The following is a 19,502-nucleotide window of genomic DNA, read 5'->3' on the forward strand; positions in this document are numbered from 1 at the left end:
GGGGGAGCTGCGGTGGTTGAGTCCGGGGTACGAAGGCTGACCGTGCATCCGAGAACCTTACGACCACGACGAAGGGTTTCGACCCGACCGTCGGGTCGCGGGGTATCAGAGCCGTGCAGATCTTGGACAGTTTCCGGCAGCCGGGCGGGCTCGGGGCGGGGCGGGGCGGGGCGGCCGGACGTGTCGTGGCGGCTGGTGCGCGCGGCGGGTCGGGCGACGAATGTCGACAGGCTGGCACGGGGTTACCGTGGACGGGTGCGTGATCCGAATGTCTCCCGATCCGTCGCCGGCCAGTTGTCGCCGGTCCGCCGTGCGTCCGACCTGCGTCGACTGCGCGCCGAGCGCTTCGACGTGCTGGTCATCGGGGGCGGGGTGACAGGTGCCGGCGCGGCCCTGGACGCGGCGTCCCGGGGCCTCAAGGTGGCCCTCGTCGAGGCCCGCGACCTCGCCGCCGGCACCTCCAGCCGGTCCAGCAAACTCATCCACGGCGGCCTGCGCTACCTGGAGCAGTTGGAGTTCCACCTGGTGCACGAGGCGCTCACCGAGCGCGGCCTGCTCGCCACCCGGCTCGCGCCGCACCTGGTGCGTCCGGTGCCGTTCCTGGTGCCGCTGCCGGCCGGGCGGGGCCTGCGCGACCTGCCGGCCCGGATCTTCCGCCGCTCGTACTACGGCGCGGGCGTGGCCACCTACGACGCCTTCGCCGGGCTCTTCGGCGGTGGCCGGGGGATGCCGCTGCACCGGCACCTGACCCGGGAGGGCGCCCGCCGGATCTTCCCGAGTCTGCGGGCCGACGCGCTGGCCGGGGCGATCCGCTACTACGACGGGCAGGTCGACGACGCCCGCCTGGTGGTCACCCTGGCCCGCACCGCGGCCAGTCTCGGCGCGACAGTGGTGAGCAGCGCCCGTGCCGTCGGGCTGATCCGGCAGGCGCGTGAGGTGACAGGTGTGCGCGTACGCGACCTGGAGGCGCCGGCCGGCTCACCGGACGCGGAGTTCGAGGTGCACGCCCGCACGGTCATCGCCGCCACCGGCGTGTGGAGCGACGACATGTCCCGGATGCTCAACGACGTGGGCCTGCGGCCCGGCATCCGGGTGCGCGCGTCCAAGGGGGTGCACCTGGTGGTGCCCCGGTCGGCGATCACCGGCGAGACGGGGCTCATCCTGCGTACGGCGAAGTCGGTGCTCTTCGTCATCCCGTGGGGCGGGCACTGGATCATCGGCACCACGGATACCGACTGGCGGCTGGACCGGTCCCACCCGGCGGCCTCCGCGAGCGACATCGACTACCTCCTCGACCAGGTCAACACGGTGTTGGACCGTCCGTTGACCACCGCCGACATCGAGGGCGTCTACGCGGGGCTGCGACCGCTGCTGGCCGGGGAGGCCGACTCGACCTCGAAGCTCTCCCGCGAACACGCGGTCTTCGAGCCGATGCTCGGATTGCTGCTGGTCGCCGGTGGCAAGTACACGACGTACCGGGTGATGGCCTCCGACGTGGTCGACCGTGCGGCCCGCAGGCTCGGTGGGACCCGCCCGTCGCGTACCGCCGATCTGCCGCTGCTGGGCGCCGACGGGTACCCGGCGATGTGGCGGGACCGGGCCGACCTGGCTCGCCGGCACGGCGTGCCGGTGGGTGTGGTGGAGCACCTGCTGGAGCGGTACGGCAGCCTCACCCTGGATCTGCTGGCGCTTGTCGACGCCGATCCGCTGCTCGCGTCTCCGCTGGCGGGTGCTCCGGAGTACCTGGCGGCGGAGGTCGCGTACGCGGCGCGGGCCGAGGGCGCGCTGCACCTGGAGGACGTGCTGACCCGACGGACGCGGATCTCGTTCGAGACCAGTCATCGGGGGTTGGAGTCGGCGGAGCACGCCGCCGAGTTGATGGGCGCGGTGCTCGGGTGGGACGCGGCGACCCGGGCCCGCGAGGTGGAGCACTACCGCGCCCGGGTGGAGGCGGAGCGGCAGTCCCAGTTGATGCCGGACGACGCGGCGGCGGACGCGGCCCGGCTCGGTGCTCCGGACGTTCGGGGTTACGCGGCAGACCGGGGTGGCGACGACCAGGCGGAGCTGCGATCGTCCGCTCGATGACGAATTGCGACGTTACCAATGGGTAACCATCGATACCGACCCGGATGGTGGTTTCGAACGCTACCTACGGTGGGGTAGGTTTCCGCGCGTGCTACCCCGCGCGCACCCCCGTCTGCTCTCACCCCTCCTCGCCGTCGCGCTCGCCGGTGCCCTGACCGGGTGCTCGCTGTTCGACGGCGACGAGCCGGGTAAAAACGTCGCGCAACCGAGCGCAGCCGTGGCGGGAGGTGGGTCGCAACTGGAGATACCCACCACCGTCGCCGCAGGTCAGGTCAGCCTGATCCAACGGCTCGGCGAGGACGGCCCACTGCGCACCCTGAGCGTCGAGCGCAACGGCGCGTGGCAGTGCCTCGACTGCGCCGGCGACGGGGTGACCTCCCGGGGCACCCTCGCCCCGGAGCTGACCGAACGGCTCCAGGTGCTGCTCGCCAACCCGGCACTCGCCGACGAGACCGACCAGGCCCGGCGCTACCGGACCACCTGCATCGACGCGTTGACGTCCAGCCTCATCACCTCGTCCGGGCTGATCACCTCGCAGGACTGCCCGGGGGAGGAGCGCACTCCTGTCGCCGGCGAGATCCTGCTGCTGCTCACCCAGGCGACCCCGGCCGAGGTCAAGGGCTGACCCCAGCCGGCCGAGGTCAAGGGCTGACCCCAGCCGCTTTCAGGGGCTGACCCCGGCCGGTCAGAGCACCTTGCCCGGGTTGAGCAGCCCGGCCGGGTCCAGCGCCGACTTGATCGCCTGGTGCACCCGGACGCCGACCGGCCCGATCTCCCGGGCCAGCCAGTCCCGCTTGAGCAGCCCCACCCCGTGCTCGCCGGTGCACGTGCCGCCCAGGTCGAGGCCGAGCCGCATGATCTCGTCGAACGCCCGCCGGCCCCGCTCCACGCTCGCCGGGTCGGCCCGGTCGACCACGATGTTCGGGTGCATGTTGCCGTCCCCGGCATGCCCCACCACGCCGATCGGCACCTCGCACTCCGCCGCGATCCGGGCCACCCCGTCCAGCAGCGCCGCGAGCGAGCCACGCGGCACCGCCACGTCGTCGATCACCAGACCGCCGTTACCGCCCGGGTACGCGTCGGCGGCGAACTTCTCCATCGCCGGGTGCGCCAGCCGGCGAGCCTGTAGGAGCGCCGCCGCCTCCACCGCGTCGGTCGCCGCGTAGACCTCGTCGGCGCCGGCCGCCTCACAGACAGCGGCCAGGCCGGCCAGGTCGTCGGCGGCCCGGGGGCCGGTGTCCGCCGCGGCCAGCAGCAGCGCCTGCGCGTCGGTGCGCAACCCCATCGGCTGGTACGCCTCGATCGCCCGCAAATGGGTCTGGTCGAGAAGCTCCAACAGGCTCGGGGTGAGGCCACGAGCCGCGATCTCGGCCACCGCGGCGCCGGCCGCCGCGGTGGACGGGAAGACCGCCACCAGGGTCAGCGAGTCGGCCGGTGCGGGTCGCAGCGCCACGGTCACCTCGGTGATCACGCCGAGGGTGCCCTCCGAGCCGACGAAGAGCCGGGTCAGGTCGTAACCCGCCACCCCCTTGGCCGTACGCCGACCGGTGCGCAGCACCTCACCGGAGGCGAGCACCACCTCCAGGCCGAGGACGTACTCGGTGGTCACGCCGTACTTCACGCAGCACATGCCACCGGCGTTGGTGGCCACGTTGCCGCCGATGGTCGACGACTCCCAGGAACCGGGGTCCGGCGGGTACCAGAGCCCCTGCTTGGCGACCGCCCCGGCGAGCGCCGCGTTGACCACTCCGGGTTGGACCACGGCGATGCGGCTCACCCTGTCGATCTCCCGGATCTCGTCCATCGCGACGGTGCTGATGACCACCGCGCCGTCCACCGCGTTGGCCGCGCCGGCCAGCCCGGTCCGCGCGCCCTGCGGCACCACCGGTACGCCGTGCCGCGCCGCCGCCCGCACCACGGCGACCACCTGTTCGGTGCTGCGCGGGCGGGTCACCACGAGCGGGGTGCCGGCGGCGCACAGGTCGGCCTCGTCCCGTTGGTGCATCCGCAGCAGGTCCGGGTCGGTGAGCACGGCGTCGTCGCCGAGCGCGTCGCGCAGGTCGTCGAGGAGATCGGTGGGGGCCATGCAGCCGAGGCTAGGTCGCCGGCCGGCGATCATCAACATGATCGACTGCGCGGGATAGCTTGGGCACCATGCTCTACCTGGACCGGCCTGCCTGGCCGTGGCGCGGTCGGCTCTGGTCGCACCTGATCAGCGACGTCTCGTACGCCGAGCTGCACGCCTTCGCCGAGACGCTCGGTGCACCCCGGCGCGGCTTCGACCGGGACCACTACGACATTCCGGCCGACCGGTTCGCTGCGGCGGTGTGGCTCGGCGCCCAGGTGGTGCCGAGCCGGGAACTGGTCCGGCTGCTCCGCACGGCCGGACTGCGTCGCCCGAAGCACCTGGTCAGCCCGCGTCCTTCGACTCCTCGCTGAGCGCGGCCAGCTCGCGGCGCATGTTGTCCCGGGCGGGCTCCTCCCACCGGCTGGCCAGCGGCGGCAGCCGGAACAGCGCGGGCAGCGCCAGCAGGCCGGTCAGCACCGCCGCCCGCCCGGCCCGGAAGGCCGGCTCCGGCACGTGGGCGTACTCCCGCCGGATCGCCGCCGCGTACCGCTCGTACGTGGCCGCCGGCGCGGCCAGCACGGCGAGGTCCGCGTCGCAGAGCAGCGCGCCGTCAGCGTCGCCCGGTGCCACGGTGTGCCCGGCGGTGAGCAGCACCAGCCGGTGCACCTCGGAGACGGACGACGCCGGCACCCCGAGCCCGGTGAGCACCTCGTCGGCAAGCGCGGCGCTGTCGTGCTCGTTGGCGTACCCGGAGGCTCTCGGGTCGTAGACGGCGTCGTGGAACCAGGCCGCCAACCGCACCAGGTCGACCTGGGCGGCGAGGTCGGCGTGCTCGTCCACCACGTCGAGCACAGCCGTCAGGTGGACCGGAGTGTGGTAGTGCCGGTGCGGCTCCCGCCACCGACCGAGCAACTGCTTCCCGGCACCGCCCGACGACACGTCTGGGCTCGCGCCGGCGCCCCGGACCGCCGTCCGCCACCGATCAAGCAGATCAACCACCGCCCGAGTCTGCCGCATCCGCCCACGACGCGGCGAAGGGAGGATTCAGCGGGCCCACCACGGGTAGTCGCGCCCATGGCCGTGGCCCGGGACAAGCGACAGCCGATAATGCGACGTACCGCGCTGCGTGACGGGCTGGTGGACATCGACGGCGCCCGGATCGCCGAGGCTACCGAGCAACTGCGCCATCGGAGCCGAGCCACCCTGCACGACCGTCTGCACCGGGTACGCATGGCCGGCGGGCTGGCCGTCCAGGCCGGGCTGGCCGCCGGAATCGCGTACCTCATCTCGCACAAGGTGCTCGGCAACCCGCAGCCGGTGTTCGCGCCGATCTCCGCGGTCGGCACCCTCGCCGCGTCGGTGGGCCAGCGGTTCCGCCGGACCATCGAGTTGATCGTCGGGGTGGGGGTCGGGGTGGCCGTCGGCGACCTCTTGATCTACCTGCTCGGAACCGGGGCCTGGCAACTCGGCCTGGTGGTCACTGTCGCGATCCTGCTCACCATCTTCGCCGGGGCGAGCGTGGCCATCGTCATCCAGGCTGCGGCCACGGCGGTGCTGATCGTGACACTGAGCCCGTCGACCCAGAACCTGGAGATCCCCCGCTTCGTCGACGCGTTCCTCGGTGGCGGGGTCGCCCTGGTGGTCACGGCACTGCTGCTCCCGCTGAACCCACTGCGGGTGATCAACCGAGCCGCCCGGCCGGCGCTCGACCTGCTCGCCACCCAGCTCGACGTCACGGCGGACGGTCTACGCCGTCGGGATCGGGCCATCATCCAGGGCGCACTGGAGAGGCTGCGCGACAACAAGGAGGAGCTGGCCACGTTGGGCGAGGCGATCGAGGGCGCGAAGGAGACGGCCACCCTCTCCCCGGCCCGCTGGCACCGCCGCGACGAACTGACCCACTACGCGGAGGCGGCCGACCCGATCGACCGGGCGATGCGCAACAGCGGCACCCTGATCCGTCGATCGGTGACCCTCATCGAGGACGAGGAGCCGGTGCCCGAATCGATGCCGGACGCGGTCGGTCACCTCGCCGAGTCGGTCCGGCTGCTCAAGCACGAGTTCGCTGCCGGGGAGGAGCCGGAGAAGGCCCGGGAGCGGTCCCTGCGGGCGGTCAGCGAGGCCGGCCGGGCGTACGGTGACGGCGTCGGCTTCTCCGGCAGCGTGGTGGTCGCCCAGATCCGCACCACAGCGAGCGACCTGTTGGTGGCCTCCGGGGTCGAGCAGGAGGAGGCGAACCGGTGGATCCGCACCGCCTTCGGGGAGCAGGAGCGGCCGGTCGCCGAGCCGGCCAAACCCGACGAGACACCGAAACCGCCCACCGCCCCACCCGTCGGCTGAGCCCTCACCCCAGGTCGGCGAGTGCGGCGAGCAGTTTGTCCACCTGCTCCTCCGTGGTGCCCAGGCCGATGCTGGCCCGCAGCGCCGTGGGCGGCAGGTCCCGCCGGCCGGTGCGCGCCGCCGCCTCGCTGAGCAGACGTCGCGCCAGCGGGTGGGCGCAGAACAACCCGTCGCGTACGCCGATGTGGTGTTCGACGGCCAACCGTGCGGCCACGTCGCTGGAGTCCCAGCCGACGACCACGAACGAGACGATCCCGACGCGGGGCGCGTCGGGGCCGAAGGTGCGCAGCTCCACGACGTGCGGCAGAGCGGCGATGCCGGTCCGCAGTCGGGTCAGCAGCGCCTGCTCGTGGGCGGCCAGCGCGGCCCGGTCGGCGTCGTCGAGCGCCGTACATACGGCCGCCAGCGCCACCGCGCCGAGCAGGTTCGGGGTGCCGCCCTCGTGCCGTGCCGGCCCGGTCGTCCAGTTCACGTCGTGGGTGGCTGGTCCGACGTGGCTGGTGGCACCCCCGCCGGCCAGGTACGGCGGTGCGGCGTCCAGCCAGTCCGCCCGGCCGATCAGCACACCCGCACCGAACGGCGCGTACAGCTTGTGACCGGACACCGCCAGGTAGTCGACGTCCAGCGCGAGCAGGTCGACCGGGGCGTGCGGGGCGAGCTGCGCGGCGTCCAGCACGATCCGGGCGCCATGTCGGTGGGCCACCCGGGCCAGCTCGGTGACCGGCCACAGCTCCCCGGTCACGTTGCTCGCACCGGTCACGGCGACCAGCACCGGCAGCGCCGGGTTGCTGCCCCGGCGCAGTTCGGTGAGGGCGGCGGCGAGGTCGCGTACCGCAGCGTCCGGGTCGGTGGGCACGGGCAGCCGCACCGAGCCGCGCGGCCAGGGCAGCAGGTTGGCGTGATGTTCACCGGCGAAGGTGACCACAGTCGTGCCGGCCGGCAGGGCCCTCGCCAGCAGGTTCAGCGCGTCGGTGGTGTTGCGGGTGAAGATCACGTGATCGTCGGCTCGGGCGCCGAAGAAGTCACCGACCGTCTGCCGGGCCTGCTCGTACGCGAGGGTGCAGCGTCGGGACAACGCTCCCGCCCCACGGTGGACGCTCGCGTACCAGGGCAGCAGCTCGGCCACGGCGTCGGCGGCGGCCCGCGCGCACGGCGCGCTGGCGGCGTAGTCCAGGTTGATCTCGCCCGGTACACCGAGGACGTCGAGCGGCCCCGACGATGTCGGCTCGGGCGCGGTCGGCTCGGGCGCGGTGTCGAAGCGGGTGGGCAGCGAGGGGAGAAGGGTGACGGGCACGCCGGAACCTCCGGGGTCAGGGACCCCGGGTGCACTGTCGGGACGGGGTCCGCGCTTGCCCAGCACACCGATCGGGCTGGGCCCGGTCATCACCCGGGGCACCCCACCGCGAACTCGACGAGGGTTGCCGGCCAGCAAGCCGGGGCTTCGCGCTGGCACTCGTGACCTGCCGGCAGCATAGCGGCTACCGATGCGACCGGACCAGCCGGCGGCGGATGGCTACGCTGACCGCATGGCCGACACCCCGCCCGGTTCACAGCTGCCGTCGCCGCCCGCATCCACGGCCCCGTCCGCCGTCGAGGCGCCCCCGATGCCGCGGCGCCGACTGGGCTGGCGGCGGTTCCTGGCGCTGGCCGGGGTGGTGCTGCTCATCGCCGCCTGCGCGGTGTTCATGGTCTTCACGCTCGGCCAGTCGCTCGGCGTGCAGGCCCTGCTCATCGGGGTGGCCGCCGCCATCCTGCCGGTGCCGGTGCTGGTCGCCTGTTTCCTCTGGCTGGACCGGTACGAACCCGAGCCGCTGAAGTATCTGATCTTCTGCTTCGCCTGGGGCGCGTTCGTCTCCACCGCCGCATCGCTGACGGTGAACGACTTCGCCGCCGGCCGCTTCGCCGACTGGGGTCTGCCGGCCGCGCTGACCGGAGTGCTGGTGGCACCGTTCATCGAGGAGTCGACGAAGGCTCTCGGCCCGATCCTGCTGCTGGTGTTCCGCCGACGCGAGTGGTCCGGGATCACCGACGGCCTGGTCTACTGCGGGCTGTCGGCGGTCGGTTTCGCCATGGTGGAGAACATCCTCTACCTGGGCGGGTTGGGTTACGCGTCCGGTGTCGACAGGTATGGCCCCGCCACCGGCATCCAGCAGGTCATCGCGATCTTCATCCTGCGGATCCTGCTGTTCGGGTTCGCCCATCCGCTCTTCACCTCGATGACGGGTTTCGGCCTGGGCATCGCCGCGCGGACGGCGGACCGCCGGGTCCGGGTGCTCGCCCCGATCGCCGGCCTGCTGCTGGCGATGATGTTGCACGGCACGTGGAACCTGCTGCCCACGCTCACCCAGGCCACGGGCGAGGCCGTGATCATGCTGTACGGCTTCCTGGGCCTGATGGTGCCTGTCTTCTTCGGCACCGTGGGGCTGGCGGTGTGGCTGCGCGCCTGGGAGGGGCGGCTCACCGAACGCGTCCTGCCGGACTACGTACGCGCCGGTTGGCTGAGCCCGCCCGAGGTGGCCGCGTTGAGCAGCCTGGGGCGACGGCACGCGGCCCGCAGTTGGGCGCGCCGGGTGGCCGGTGACGCCGGGGTCCGGGCGATGCGTGGCTACCAGTCCGCCGCCACCCGGCTGGCCCTGCTGCGCGACGGCACCCTGCGGGGCCTGGACCGGAAGGCCGCCGACCAGGAACGGACCGCACGAGAGGAGCGGGAGCTGCTGGACGCGATCAGCGCGTACCGGTCGGTCTTCGTCGGCCGGGATCCGCAGGCCCCGGCCGGGCTCTGGGACGGCAGCCGATACCACCTGCGCTTCCCGGACGGCCACCAGCGCCCGGTCGACGCGCCGGACGAGCCGGTGGTGCCGATTCCGGTGGTGTTGGCGCCCGCGCCGCCCCCGGTCGGGTACGCCCCGCCCGGCTGGCCCGGTCTGCGCCCGCCCGCGCCCTGGCCCCCGGGTCACCACTGACGGCTGGCACCGCCGGCCGGCGGCTCAGGTGATCGGACCGGCGCCTCAGTCAGAACGGCGCCTCGGTCAGACCGCCGGCTCAGGTCATCAGCGAGGTGAGGAAGTCGCCGAAACCCTGGAACATCGCGATCAACGCGGCCCCGATCGCTCGGAACATCTGCGCGGCGCCGTCCGGCCGGAAGGCCACGAAGTAGATCAGGAACGCGACGAAGCCCCAGGTCAACAGCTTCTTCACGAATACCGGCATCGTCCCTCCCCAGGGCCACGGTCGCCGGATGGCTTCCCGTCGTGCGGCCGGGCAAACGGTGCGCGGCGGGGGGAGGGTGGGTCAGAGGTAGAGGCCGGTGGAGTTGTTCTCGATCCGCTCGGCGGCCACGGCGTGCACGTCGCGTTCGCGCAGCAACACGTACCCGCGGCCGTGCAGCTCGACCTCGGAACGGTCGTCCGGGTCGAAGAGCACCCGGTCGCCGGAGACGATGGCTCGCACGTTCGGGCCCACACCCACGGCGGTGGCCCAGGCGAGGCGTTTGCCGACCGCGGCGGTCGCCGGGATGACGATGCCGGCGGTGGAGCGGCGTTCGCCCTCGCTGCCCTCCATCCGCACCAGCACGCGGTCGTGCAGCAGACGGATCGGCAGGCCGGCGTCGAGATCGTTGTCGGCGGTCACGCCGCAGACGCTACCGTGTGGCCGACGGCGGGCCGCCGGTGGTTACGCCGGTGGTGGCGGGGGCACTGTGTGGCGGAACTGCCCTACGGTGTCGGCAACGGACGTATGCTGTCCGACCTGTCGCCGTGGGTGGACCGGTCTCTTCTGCCAGGAGGTGCGCTTGAGCCGCTTCGAGCGGGTACGCGGGCGGCTTCGCCGCGCCTACCAGTCGCGACAGGAGTCGGCTCGTGCCGACGAGGGCACGTCGAGCGACGAGTTGAGCGACGTGTCGTCGGGTGCCCGGGTGGCGTCCCCGGCCGTACCGGGGCCGACCGCGCCGCCGACCGCCTCGGTCTACGGTGCTGAGCCTCCTGTGGATCTGCACAGTTCGACCTCCAGCCGGGACGACGCCGACGTCCCGCACGGGCTGCGGATCGCCGCCGCGTGGTGCTGGCGGCTGATCGTGATCGGCGTGGTGGCCTGGGCCCTGCTCCGGATCGTCGGCACGATCAAGATCGTGATCATCCCGTTGGCCATCGCGCTGCTGCTGTCCGCGCTGCTCGCGCCGGCGGTGGGCTGGCTGCTGCGAGCCCGACTGCCCCGGTCGCTGGCGACGGCGGTGGTGCTGGTCGGCGGCCTGGCAGCGGTCATCGGCACGCTGACGCTCGTGGTCAACGAGTTCATCCGGGGCGTGCCGGAGTTGAGCGCGAAGTCCTCGGAGGGCGTCCGGCAGATCCAGAACTGGCTGAAGACGGGCCCGCTGCACCTCTCCGACACCCAGCTCGACCGCTACATCGACGAGGCGCAGGGCTGGATCAACAACAACACCTCGAAGTTCACCAGCGGGGCGCTGAGCACTGCGGCGACGCTGGCCGAGGTGCTGACCGGCACGCTGCTCGTGCTCTTCGCGACGTTCTTCTTCCTGCGCGACGGCACCCGGATCTGGCGTTTCCTGGTCCGCCTGCTGCCGGTGGCCGCCCGGTGGAAGGTCGACGACGCGGGCCGGGCCTCCTGGCAGACGCTTGTCGCCTACGTCCGCGCGACAGTCCTGGTCGCCTTCATCGACGCGGTCGGCATCGGCATCTTCCTGGTCATCTTCGACATCCCGTTCGCCTTCCCGCTGGCCGCGCTTGTCTTCCTCGGCGCGTTCATCCCGATCGTCGGTGCGGCGCTGTCCGGCGGCGTCGCGGTGCTCGTCGCGCTCGTCGACAGCGGCCCGGTCACCGCCCTGATCATCCTGGGCGCGGTGATCGGTGTGCAGCAGATCGAGGGGCACGTCCTCCAGCCGCTGATCATGGGACGGGCCGTCGCCCTCCACCCGCTCGCGGTGATCATCGGTATCGCCGCAGGTGTCGTCCTCGCCGGCATCACCGGCGCGCTGGTCTCCGTGCCGCTCATCGCGGTGCTGAACACCGCCGTCCGTCGGCTCGCCGCCCGAAGGGTCCCGGACACCCCACCCGACGCCGTGGTCGTCGCCTCCCAGGCACCCTAGCTGGTGCCGGCGAGGCGTTCCAGGGCGCCGCGAGCCACCTCGGGGCGCGTCGTGTACCAGAACGGGGGCAACGACCGCCGCAGGAACGGCCCGTAACCGCGAGCCGTCTCCAACCGGGAATCGAGCACCGCGACCACGCCCTTGTCGCCGGTCGCGCGGATCAGCCGGCCCACACCCTGAGCCAGCCGCACCGCCGCGATCGGCACGCTGACCGCGGCGAAGCCGGAGCCGCCGCCCGCGTCCACGGCAGCCGCGCGGGCCGCCGCCAGCGGCTCGTCCGGGCGCGGGAAGGGCAGCCGGTCGATGACGACGAGCTGACACGCGTCACCCGGCACGTCCACGCCCTGCCACAGCGACATCACGCCGAACAGGCAGCTGGCCCGCTCCTCGCGGAACCGACGGACCAGCAACGGCAGGGCCTCCTCGCCCTGCAACAGCACAGGCAGGTCGGTCCGCGCGCGCAGCAGCTCCGCGGCCTGCTGCGCGGCCCGCCGGGAGGAGAAGAGCCCGAGGGTACGACCACCGAGTGCTCCGACCAGCCCGAGCAACTCCTCTCCGGCAGCCTCGGGCAGCCCGGAGACGCTGGGGCGGGGCAGGTGCGCGGCGACGTACAGGATGCCCTGCCGGGCATAGTCGAACGGCGAGCCGACGTCGAGTGACCGCCATCCGGGGCCCTCGGTGGCCGGTACGACGGCACTGGGGGTCACGTCTCCGGCCAGTCGACGGCCCGGTGTCTCGGCCACCGGACGACCGGGGCCGGTGCGGGCAGCCAGCGCGGCCGACGCGGGGGACGGCGGCGCGGGTGGGGGAGCGTCCAGCCCGAGGGCGCGGGCCACCGTGTCGAACCGGCCGCCCAACGCCAGGGTCGCCGAGGTGGCGACGACTGTGCGCTCGTCGTACAGGTGGGTGGCGAGGGTGCCGGCCACCGAGAGCGGCGCGACCACCAGGGCCCGGCGACTGCCGCTGTCGTTCTTCTCGATCCAGGCCACGTCGTGGTCGCCCTCCTCCAGCAGCCGCTGCGCGGTGGTGGAGAGTTCGTCCAGCGCGGCCTTGGCCTGCTGCTTGCGGACCGGATCGGGGTCGTCGGACTTGATGTCGCCGATGGCGTCCAGGGCGGAGCGGGTCGCCGCGTCGAGCAGCGTGCACGCCTCCCGTAGGGGTGTGGGCAACCCGGCGGTGATGCGCCCGGCCGGTGCCTCGGCCAAACCCACCGCGAGGGCGTCACCGGCCGCGGTGAGCGCTTCGGCGGTCTCCGGTCGCAGCAGTGTGCGCGCCCGGCGGGTGGTGCGGTCGATCAGCTCCGGCACCAGCTCCGCCTGGGCCGCCGAGGAGACCCGGTCGGCCAGCTCGTGCGCCTCGTCGACGATGAGCAGCTTGTGCGGCGGAACGATGTGCCGGTCGGCGAGCATGTCGACAGCGAGCAGGCTGTGGTTGGTCACCACGATGTCCGCCTCGCGGGCCCGGGCCCGCGACGCCTCGGCGAAGCACTCCTGCCCGAACGGGCAGCGGCTCGCACCGACGCACTCCCGGGCGGGCATCGACACCAGCCGCCAGGCCTGGTCGTCGACGCCCGGGTCCAGCTCGTCGCGGTCGCCGGTGGCGGTCTTCTCGGCCCAGTCGCGTAGCCGCTCGATCTGCTTGCCCAGCCGGCCCGCCTCACCGAGCCACTTCGTCCCGCCGCCGGGGCGAGCGGCGGGGGCGTCGAAGAGGGTGTCCTCCGGCTCCTCCTCGGTGGAGTTGTCGAGTCGGGCGAGGCACAGGTAGTGGTGGCGGCCTTTCAGCACCGCGAAGGTGGGCCGACGACCGAGCACCGGCTCGACCGCGTCGGCCAGTCGGGGCAGGTCGTGGTCGACGAGTTGGGACTGCAACGCCAGGGTGGCGGTGGAGACCACCACCGGGCCGTCCACGGTCAGCGCCGGTGCGAGGTAGGCCAACGACTTGCCGGTGCCGGTGCCCGCCTGCACGAGAAGGTGCTCGCCGTCGGCCACGCACTCCTCGATGGCCGTGGTCATCTGTAGCTGGCCGGGTCGTTCCGCGCCGCCGGGCACCGCACCGACCGCCGCCGCCAGCAGCTCCGTGCCGCTGGGTCGGGCACCCCGCCGCCGGCCCTTGGCACGGGCCGACGGGGTGGCGGAACCGGTGGCGGTGCGGGGCGGAGTCACCGTGCGACGGTACCCGTCGCCGCCGACACCGGCCGCGCCCATCCGTCGCGTGGCGCGAAGCCGGCCGGGCCGGTCGACGTCGGCCCTGCCATCCGGTTACCGCCGCGCTACGACGCGTGGGCAGTATCGGTTAGGGTGCGAATCATGCCGAGCGACATGGTCCGAGTGATCTACCGCAAGTACGACGGCAGCGCCCACCGCGACTACCCGGCCCGCCGGCTCACCGAGGACGATCTCGGCGTCTGGCTCGGCGTGCCCGAGGGCACCGAGTCGGTCTACCACGGCCGGCCCTCCGTGGAGAAGATTCCGTTCGTGTTGCTGGTGCCCCATCGCGCCTGGTGGACGGCCATGTTCAACCCCCCACCGCGCACCAGCGAGGTCTACTGCGACATCACCACCCCGGCCCGCTGGGAATCCGACGACACAGTGCACCTCATCGACCTGGATCTGGACGTGGTGCGGCGTCGGGCCACCGGCCTGGTGGAGTTGCTCGACGAGGACGAGTTCGCCGAGCACCGGGCCCGGTTCGGCTACCCGGACGACGTGGTGGCCGAGGCCGAGGCGGCTGCCCAGCGGCTGTTCGGGGCCCTCGGCGACGGCACCGAGCCGTTCGCCGGGGCGTACCGCAAGTGGTTGGCTCTCGTGGTCTGACACCGCCCACGGCGGGTCGGTTCACCAGCGCGGCGGCCAGGTGTCGTCGTCGCCCAACGCCACCAGAGCGGCGAGCTTCTCCGGATTGAGCTGGTTGTAGATGGCGGTGATCCGCCCCTCGTGCACCGCGAACGCGGTGACCAGGCGGATGGGCCGACCGTCGCTGTGCGTCGTCTCCATCTGCAGGCCGAGTACGCCGTCGACCAGCACCGGCCGGGACCGGACGCGTCGGGCGTACCGGCCGGTCCGGCCGAACAGACCGAGCGTGAGACGGCCGACGGCGTCCGCGCCGAGCACCGGCCGCCGTGCCGCCGGGAAGTGCCCGCCGGAGTCGCCGACGAACACCACGTCCGGGGCGAGTACCCGGAGCAGCTGGTCCAACTCACCGGACTCGGTCGCGACGACGAACGCTTCGAGCACCCGACGCTGCTCGGCCAGGTCGGCGGTGTGCCGGGGAACGTCCGGCGCGGCGACCGCCCGGCGTGCCCGGGAGGCGAGCTGTCGGGCCGACACCTCGCTGGTGCCGAGCACCTCGGCGACCCCGGCGAACGGCACCGCGAACACGTCGTGCAGCACGAGAGCGACCCGCTGCTCCGGTGCGAGTCGCTCCAGCACCACCAGCAACGCCGCGCCGATCTGCTCGGTGCGGACCGCCCGGTCCGCCGGATCGGGTGCGTACCCGTCCGAGGACGGTCCGCCGCCCACCGGGCTCACCACCGGCTCCGGAAGCCACTGACCGGGGTACGCCTCCCGACGGACCCGGGCCGAGCGGAGCACGTCGAGGCAGATCCGGGCGCAGGTGGTGGTCAGCCACGCGGACAGGTCACGGATCTCGGCGCGGGCGCCCGGGTCGGCGAGCGCACCGGCGTAGCGCAGCCAGGTCTCCTGCACCGCGTCCTCCGCCTCGGCGCGGCTTCCCAGCATCCGGTGGGCCACCGCGAGCAGCCGACCCCGTTCGGCCTCGAACTCCGTCGCCAGGTTCCGCACGACCCACCATCCTCCCGGTCGGCACCGTCCTGGCGTACATCCTCGCGGCAAGCGCACGTACCGGCTGCCCCGGACGGTCGGGCGGCCGTCCGGGGGAGGGGCCCTTGGCGGGCGGATGGCCTGCGGGTGGGCGATGATCCGTGCATGAGCGCACCCCAGCAACGGCAGATCGTGGCACCCTCTGGCGGCTCCGTGCGGGAGTTGCTGCGGGTCACCGCGCCGGTGGACCTCAGTGCCATCGACCCCCGTTCCACGCCCGGCCTGCCGGAGACGGCCGGGCGCGGCGAGCACCGCAAGACCTGGGCGCGAGCGCAGGTGGAGCTGGTCGGCGGCGAGCTGGCCCAGCAGCAGGAGATGCTCTTCGCGATGGCCAAGACCGGGTCGGAGCGGCCGGCGCACCGGGTGCTGCTGGTGCTCCAGGCGATGGACTGCGGTGGCAAGGACGGCACGATCAAGCGGGTGGCCGGTGCGATGAACCCGTTGGGTCTGCACATCCGCTCGTTCGGGCCGCCGACCCGCCAGGAGCTGCGGCACGACTTCCTCTGGCGGATCCGTCGCGAGCTGCCTCCGCCGGGGTACGTGGGGATGTTCAACCGTTCGCACTACGAGGACGTGTTGATCGCCCGGGTCGGTTCGCTGGTGCCGGAGGCGACCTGGCGGGCCCGCTACGACGAGATCAACTCGTTCGAACGGGAGCTCGCCGAGGGTGGAATGACCCTGGTGAAGGTCATGTTGCACATCTCGTACGAGGAGCAGGGCAAGCGCCTGCTGGAACGCCTCACGGACCCCCGTAAGCACTGGAAGTACAACCCGTCCGACATCGACTCCCGGGGGCACTGGGATCACTACCAGGCCGCGTACGCCGAGGCCCTCAGCCGGTGTGGCACGGACGCCGCGCCCTGGTTCGTGGTGCCGGCGGACCGCAAGTGGTACAGGGACTGGGCGGTGGCCCACCTGCTGCGTGAGACGTTCGACACTCTCGACCTGGGGTACCCGGCTGCCGATTTCGACGTGGACGAGGAGCGGGAACGGCTGTGTGCTGGGGGGCCGGGTACGCGTGGGACAGCCGAGATGAACAGTAGGTAAACGACCGGTGAATGAGGCCTGGCCAGGGGTGGGCCGGCGAATTCCCGGTTCAGCCGTTTCCTAGCATTCACCGAGCGGTCGCTCTTCGGGCGCCGCCACCCTTCCACCGACGCGACGAGGTCTGTGCTGTGAAGTTTTCCTTCCGCCCCACCGAGGGCGCCTTCTACGAGCTCTTCACCAGGGCCGCGCAGAACCTGGTCCGGGGCACGGAACTGCTCAACGAGCTGGCCCTGCCCGGCGTGGACGTGCAGTCGGTCAGCGAGCGGTTGACCGAGGTCGAGCACGACAGCGACCAGATCACCCACGAGCTGTACAAGAAGATCAACTCGACCTTCATCACCCCGTTCGACCGGGAGGACATCTACCGGCTCGGCTCGCTGCTGGACGACGTGATGGACCACCTGGAAGCGGTCGGTGACCTGCTCTACCTGTACGGGCTGACCGAGCTGCCGGCGCTGCCCCGCGAGCTGCACGAGATGGTCAACGTGCTCGACCAGCAGGCCAAGCTGACCGCCGAGGCGATGCCCCGGCTGAAGTCGATGAAGGATCTCGAGGACTACTGGATCGAGTGCAACCGCCTGGAGAACGAGGGCGACCGGATCAACCGGCAGTTGCTCGTCCGGCTCTTCTCCGGTGAGTACGACGCGCTGACGGTGCTGAAGATGAAGGAGGTCGCCGACGAGTTGGAGGCCGCCTGCGACGCCTTCGAGCACGTGGCCAACACCGTCGAGACCATCGCGGTCAAGGAGTCCTGATCCTGTGACCGTGACACCCGAACTCATCGCCGTGCTGGCGGTGATCGGGGTAGCCCTGGCGTTCGACTACACCAACGGCTTCCACGACGCCGCCAACGCGATCGCGACCAGCGTCTCCACGCGGGCGCTGACACCTCGGATCGCCCTCGGGCTCGCCGCAGTCGGCAACTTCATCGGCGCTCACTTCGGCGCCGGAGTCGCCAAGACCGTCGGCGACGGCCTGGTCACTCTGCCCACCGGGGTGAGCAGCCTGGGGGTGGTCTTCGCCGGGGTGCTCGGCGCCATCGCCTGGAACCTGATCACCTGGTACTTCGGTCTGCCCTCGTCGTCCTCGCACGCGCTCTTCGGCGGCCTGGTCGGCGCGACCCTGCTGTCCACCGGCGGCATCGTGCAGTGGGTCAACATCGGCGAGAAGGTGCTGCTGCCGATGGTGCTCTCGCCGATCGTCGGTCTCACCCTCGGTTACCTCGTGATGCTCGCCATCCTGTGGCTGTTCCGGAAGGGTCAGCCGGGCAAGCTCAACCGGGGCTTCCGGTGGGCGCAGACCGCCTCGGCGGCCGCCATGTCCGTCGGCCACGGCATGCAGGACGCCGCCAAGACCATGGGCATCGTGGTGCTGGCGCTGTACACCGGTGGTTTCCAGGAGAGCAAGACGCACATCCCGGGCTGGGTGTTCTGGACGTCGGCGACGATGCTGGCCCTGGGCACGTACGCCGGTGGTTGGCGGATCATCCGGACGCTGGGCCGGAAGATCATCGACCTGGGGCCGCCGGAGGGCTTCGCGGCCGAGACGGTGGCCAGCGCGGTGCTCTACTTCAACGCCCTGGTGCTCAAGGCGCCCATCTCCACCACCCACACGATCACCTCGGCGATCATGGGTGTGGGCGCGACCAAGCGGCTGTCAGCGGTCCGCTGGAACGTCGCCGGCAACATCGTGATCGCCTGGATCATCACGTTCCCGGCCGCCGCGTTGATCGCCTGCGTCACCTACCTGCTGGTCCGGCCGCTCTTCGGCTGACCGTTCCGCTTGGCGTCGGAGGCCCCCGGTCACCCGGGGGCCTCCGTCGTCTCACTCGTACCGCACGCCGATCTGCTCGCGGACCGTGTCCAGCAGGGTCATCACCTCAAGGGTGGTGGTGTGCGGCACCAGCGGGCTCTCGGTCAGACCGGCGGCCAGGCAGCGCTGCACCTCGATCGCCTCGTACTGGTAGCCGTTGCCCGCCGTGTCGGCGGTGATCGTCTCCGGCTCGGCGCCGTCCCGGTGCACAGTGAGGGAACCCGGCCGGAAGAACGGCTCCGGCAGGTCGATCCGGCCCGTGCTGCCGGTGATCGAGGCGGACAGGCTGGTCGCCCCGACCATGCCGCAGCTCAGCGTCGCCAGCGCGCCGGTGTCGTAGCCCAACAGCATGCCGGTGTTCTCGTCGGTGCCCTCCGGGCCGATCTGCGCCCAGGACCGGATGTGCTGCGGCACCCCGAGCAGCAGGTGGGCCAGACTGATCGGGTAGATGCCCAGGTCCAGCAGGGCGCCCCCGCCCAGTGCGGCGTTGCGCATCCGGTGGTCCGGCGGGAACGGCCCGGCCACCCCGAAGTCCGCGCGGACACTGCTGACCGTGCCGATCGCCCCCTCCGAGATCAGCTCGACCATTCGCAGGATCAGCGGGTTCGTCCGCATCCACATGGCTTCCATCAGGAAGACCCCGGCGGCGCGGGCGGTGTCCACCAACTCGGTGCTGGTCGCCAGGTCGAGGGTGAACGGCTTCTCCAACAGCACCGCCCGCCCGGCGGTCAGGCAGGTCATCGCCGCCTCGTAGTGCGCGGAGTGCGGGGTCGCCACGTAGATCGCGTCCACCTCCGGGTCGGCGGCCAGCTCCACCCAGGAGCCGTGCGCGCGCTTCGCGCCGTACGTGTCGGCGAAACGCCGCGCGCTCTCCACGGAACGGGAACCAACCGCGACCAGCTCGGCGTCCGGCACCAGCCGGAGGTCTTCGGCGAAACGGCTGGCGATGTGGCCGGTGGCCAGGATGCCCCAACGAGTCATGCCGGAACGCTAACCGAGCTGGGTGAACTGTTCGCCGCCGGCTCAGCTGTCGGACATCGCGGTGCGGCCCGGTCGCCTCGCCGTCCCGCCCCCGCCCACCTCGCCTACGTCCTTTGCTCTGCTTATGCCGACGCACCACGTCACGGCCGGAGGTGGTGCGCCCGCGTATGCAGAGCAAAGGACGTCCGGCCCGGTGCGGCTCCCTGGACCGGCGCATCGGCCGGGTCGG

18 protein-coding genes and 1 riboswitch are annotated in these 19,502 nt (G+C 72.3%); of the genes, 10 read left to right on the top strand and 8 right to left on the bottom strand.

Going from position 1 to position 19,502, the window contains the following annotated elements:
- Window positions 1-255: 255 nt before the first annotated feature.
- The gene (locus O3438_RS24775) at window positions 256-2,085 is read left to right on the top strand and encodes a glycerol-3-phosphate dehydrogenase/oxidase (RefSeq protein ID WP_269682138.1); all 1,830 of its coding nucleotides are present in this window, start codon (window positions 256-258) and stop codon (window positions 2,083-2,085) included.
- A gap of 88 nt (window positions 2,086-2,173) precedes the next feature.
- A complete protein-coding gene (locus O3438_RS24780) occupies window positions 2,174-2,710 on the top strand; it encodes a hypothetical protein (RefSeq protein WP_269682139.1) in 537 nt (178 codons plus the stop codon).
- 60 nt (window positions 2,711-2,770) lie between these two features.
- Here the strand turns inward: O3438_RS24780 and O3438_RS24785 are convergent, their stop codons facing one another.
- A complete protein-coding gene (locus O3438_RS24785) occupies window positions 2,771-4,171 on the bottom strand; it encodes an FAD-binding oxidoreductase (RefSeq protein ID WP_269682140.1) in 1,401 nt (466 codons plus the stop codon).
- 68 nt (window positions 4,172-4,239) lie between these two features.
- Here O3438_RS24785 and O3438_RS24790 point away from each other — a divergent pair, with 68 nt between their 5' ends.
- Window positions 4,240-4,524, top strand: a complete 285-nt coding sequence (locus tag O3438_RS24790; protein ID WP_269682141.1) for a DUF4031 domain-containing protein — start codon at window positions 4,240-4,242, stop codon at window positions 4,522-4,524.
- Here O3438_RS24790 and O3438_RS24795 read toward each other — a convergent pair.
- Window positions 4,496-5,152, bottom strand: a complete 657-nt coding sequence (locus O3438_RS24795) for an HD domain-containing protein (RefSeq protein ID WP_269682142.1) — start codon at window positions 5,150-5,152, stop codon at window positions 4,496-4,498. The genes O3438_RS24790 and O3438_RS24795 overlap by 29 nt on opposite strands.
- A 108-nt stretch (window positions 5,153-5,260) precedes the next feature.
- Between O3438_RS24795 and O3438_RS24800 the strand changes: the two genes are divergently transcribed.
- Window positions 5,261-6,493: an FUSC family protein gene (locus O3438_RS24800; RefSeq protein WP_269682143.1), complete on the top strand. Its 1,233-nt coding sequence runs from the start codon at window positions 5,261-5,263 to the stop codon at window positions 6,491-6,493.
- Window positions 6,494-6,497: 4 nt separating this feature from the next.
- Here the strand turns inward: O3438_RS24800 and O3438_RS24805 are convergent, their stop codons facing one another.
- A complete protein-coding gene (locus tag O3438_RS24805; RefSeq protein ID WP_442929651.1) occupies window positions 6,498-7,787 on the bottom strand; it encodes an aminotransferase class V-fold PLP-dependent enzyme in 1,290 nt (429 codons plus the stop codon).
- Between the two features lie 46 nt (window positions 7,788-7,833).
- A riboswitch (SAM riboswitch) is annotated at window positions 7,834-7,954 on the bottom strand.
- 23 nt (window positions 7,955-7,977) lie between these two features.
- On the opposite strand from O3438_RS24805, the gene O3438_RS24810 reads away from it, so the two are divergent.
- The gene (locus O3438_RS24810) at window positions 7,978-9,456 is read left to right on the top strand and encodes a PrsW family intramembrane metalloprotease (protein ID WP_269682144.1); all 1,479 of its coding nucleotides are present in this window, start codon (window positions 7,978-7,980) and stop codon (window positions 9,454-9,456) included.
- Between the two features lie 79 nt (window positions 9,457-9,535).
- Here the strand turns inward: O3438_RS24810 and O3438_RS24815 are convergent, their stop codons facing one another.
- Both O3438_RS24815 and O3438_RS24820 read right to left on the bottom strand, forming a co-directional pair.
- On the bottom strand, window positions 9,536-9,703 hold the full coding sequence (locus O3438_RS24815; RefSeq protein WP_167393609.1) for a hypothetical protein: 168 nt from the start codon (window positions 9,701-9,703) through the stop codon (window positions 9,536-9,538).
- An 81-nt stretch (window positions 9,704-9,784) separates the two neighbouring features.
- Complete coding sequence (locus tag O3438_RS24820) at window positions 9,785-10,123, bottom strand: GroES family chaperonin (protein ID WP_269682145.1); 339 nt, start codon at window positions 10,121-10,123, stop codon at window positions 9,785-9,787.
- 160 nt (window positions 10,124-10,283) lie between these two features.
- Here O3438_RS24820 and O3438_RS24825 point away from each other — a divergent pair, with 160 nt between their 5' ends.
- Entirely contained in the window at window positions 10,284-11,594 is a 1,311-nt protein-coding gene (locus tag O3438_RS24825; RefSeq protein WP_269682146.1) for an AI-2E family transporter, read from the top strand.
- Here O3438_RS24825 and O3438_RS24830 read toward each other — a convergent pair.
- Window positions 11,591-13,798, bottom strand: coding sequence for an ATP-dependent DNA helicase (locus tag O3438_RS24830; RefSeq protein WP_269682147.1), 2,208 nt, complete (start codon window positions 13,796-13,798; stop codon window positions 11,591-11,593). The genes O3438_RS24825 and O3438_RS24830 overlap by 4 nt on opposite strands.
- Before the next feature lie 102 nt (window positions 13,799-13,900).
- On the opposite strand from O3438_RS24830, the gene O3438_RS24835 reads away from it, so the two are divergent.
- Window positions 13,901-14,407 (top strand): DUF402 domain-containing protein, encoded by a 507-nt coding sequence (locus tag O3438_RS24835; RefSeq protein ID WP_269682148.1) that lies wholly within the window; start codon window positions 13,901-13,903, stop codon window positions 14,405-14,407.
- Window positions 14,408-14,428: 21 nt separating this feature from the next.
- Here O3438_RS24835 and sigJ read toward each other — a convergent pair whose 3' ends face one another.
- Window positions 14,429-15,394: an RNA polymerase sigma factor SigJ gene (gene sigJ, locus O3438_RS24840; RefSeq protein WP_269682149.1), complete on the bottom strand. Its 966-nt coding sequence runs from the start codon at window positions 15,392-15,394 to the stop codon at window positions 14,429-14,431.
- 144 nt (window positions 15,395-15,538) lie between these two features.
- Here sigJ and O3438_RS24845 point away from each other — a divergent pair, with 144 nt between their 5' ends.
- The 3 genes from O3438_RS24845 (at window position 15,539) to O3438_RS24855 (ending at window position 18,253) form a co-directional block, all read left to right on the top strand.
- Window positions 15,539-16,480 (top strand): PPK2 family polyphosphate kinase, encoded by a 942-nt coding sequence (locus tag O3438_RS24845; RefSeq protein ID WP_269682150.1) that lies wholly within the window; start codon window positions 15,539-15,541, stop codon window positions 16,478-16,480.
- A 128-nt stretch (window positions 16,481-16,608) separates the two neighbouring features.
- Entirely contained in the window at window positions 16,609-17,235 is a 627-nt protein-coding gene (locus O3438_RS24850; protein ID WP_074314917.1) for a DUF47 domain-containing protein, read from the top strand.
- 10 nt (window positions 17,236-17,245) lie between these two features.
- Window positions 17,246-18,253 (top strand): inorganic phosphate transporter, encoded by a 1,008-nt coding sequence (locus O3438_RS24855; protein WP_269683747.1) that lies wholly within the window; start codon window positions 17,246-17,248, stop codon window positions 18,251-18,253.
- A gap of 51 nt (window positions 18,254-18,304) precedes the next feature.
- On the opposite strand, the gene O3438_RS24860 is transcribed toward O3438_RS24855, so the two are convergent.
- Window positions 18,305-19,273, bottom strand: coding sequence for a Gfo/Idh/MocA family protein (locus O3438_RS24860; RefSeq protein ID WP_269682151.1), 969 nt, complete (start codon window positions 19,271-19,273; stop codon window positions 18,305-18,307).
- Window positions 19,274-19,502: the final 229 nt, after the last annotated feature.

Origin of the sequence: Micromonospora sp. WMMC250, from assembly GCF_027460215.1 — a bacterium.
GTDB classification, from domain to species: domain Bacteria; phylum Actinomycetota; class Actinomycetes; order Mycobacteriales; family Micromonosporaceae; genus Micromonospora; species Micromonospora taraxaci.

Coding starts and splice junctions, on each gene's coding strand:
- O3438_RS24860 (WP_269682151.1), bottom strand. CDS start 19,273: ATGACTCGTTGGGGCATCCTGGCCACCGGCCACATCGCCAGCCGTTTC.
- O3438_RS24810 (WP_269682144.1), top strand. CDS start 7,978: ATGCGACCGGACCAGCCGGCGGCGGATGGCTACGCTGACCGCATGGCC.
- O3438_RS24845 (WP_269682150.1), top strand. CDS start 15,539: ATGAGCGCACCCCAGCAACGGCAGATCGTGGCACCCTCTGGCGGCTCC.
- O3438_RS24830 (WP_269682147.1), bottom strand. CDS start 13,798: ATGGGCGCGGCCGGTGTCGGCGGCGACGGGTACCGTCGCACGGTGACT.
- O3438_RS24790 (WP_269682141.1), top strand. CDS start 4,240: ATGCTCTACCTGGACCGGCCTGCCTGGCCGTGGCGCGGTCGGCTCTGG.
- O3438_RS24800 (WP_269682143.1), top strand. CDS start 5,261: ATGCGACGTACCGCGCTGCGTGACGGGCTGGTGGACATCGACGGCGCC.
- O3438_RS24785 (WP_269682140.1), bottom strand. CDS start 4,171: ATGGCCCCCACCGATCTCCTCGACGACCTGCGCGACGCGCTCGGCGAC.
- O3438_RS24815 (WP_167393609.1), bottom strand. CDS start 9,703: ATGCCGGTATTCGTGAAGAAGCTGTTGACCTGGGGCTTCGTCGCGTTC.
- O3438_RS24835 (WP_269682148.1), top strand. CDS start 13,901: ATGCCGAGCGACATGGTCCGAGTGATCTACCGCAAGTACGACGGCAGC.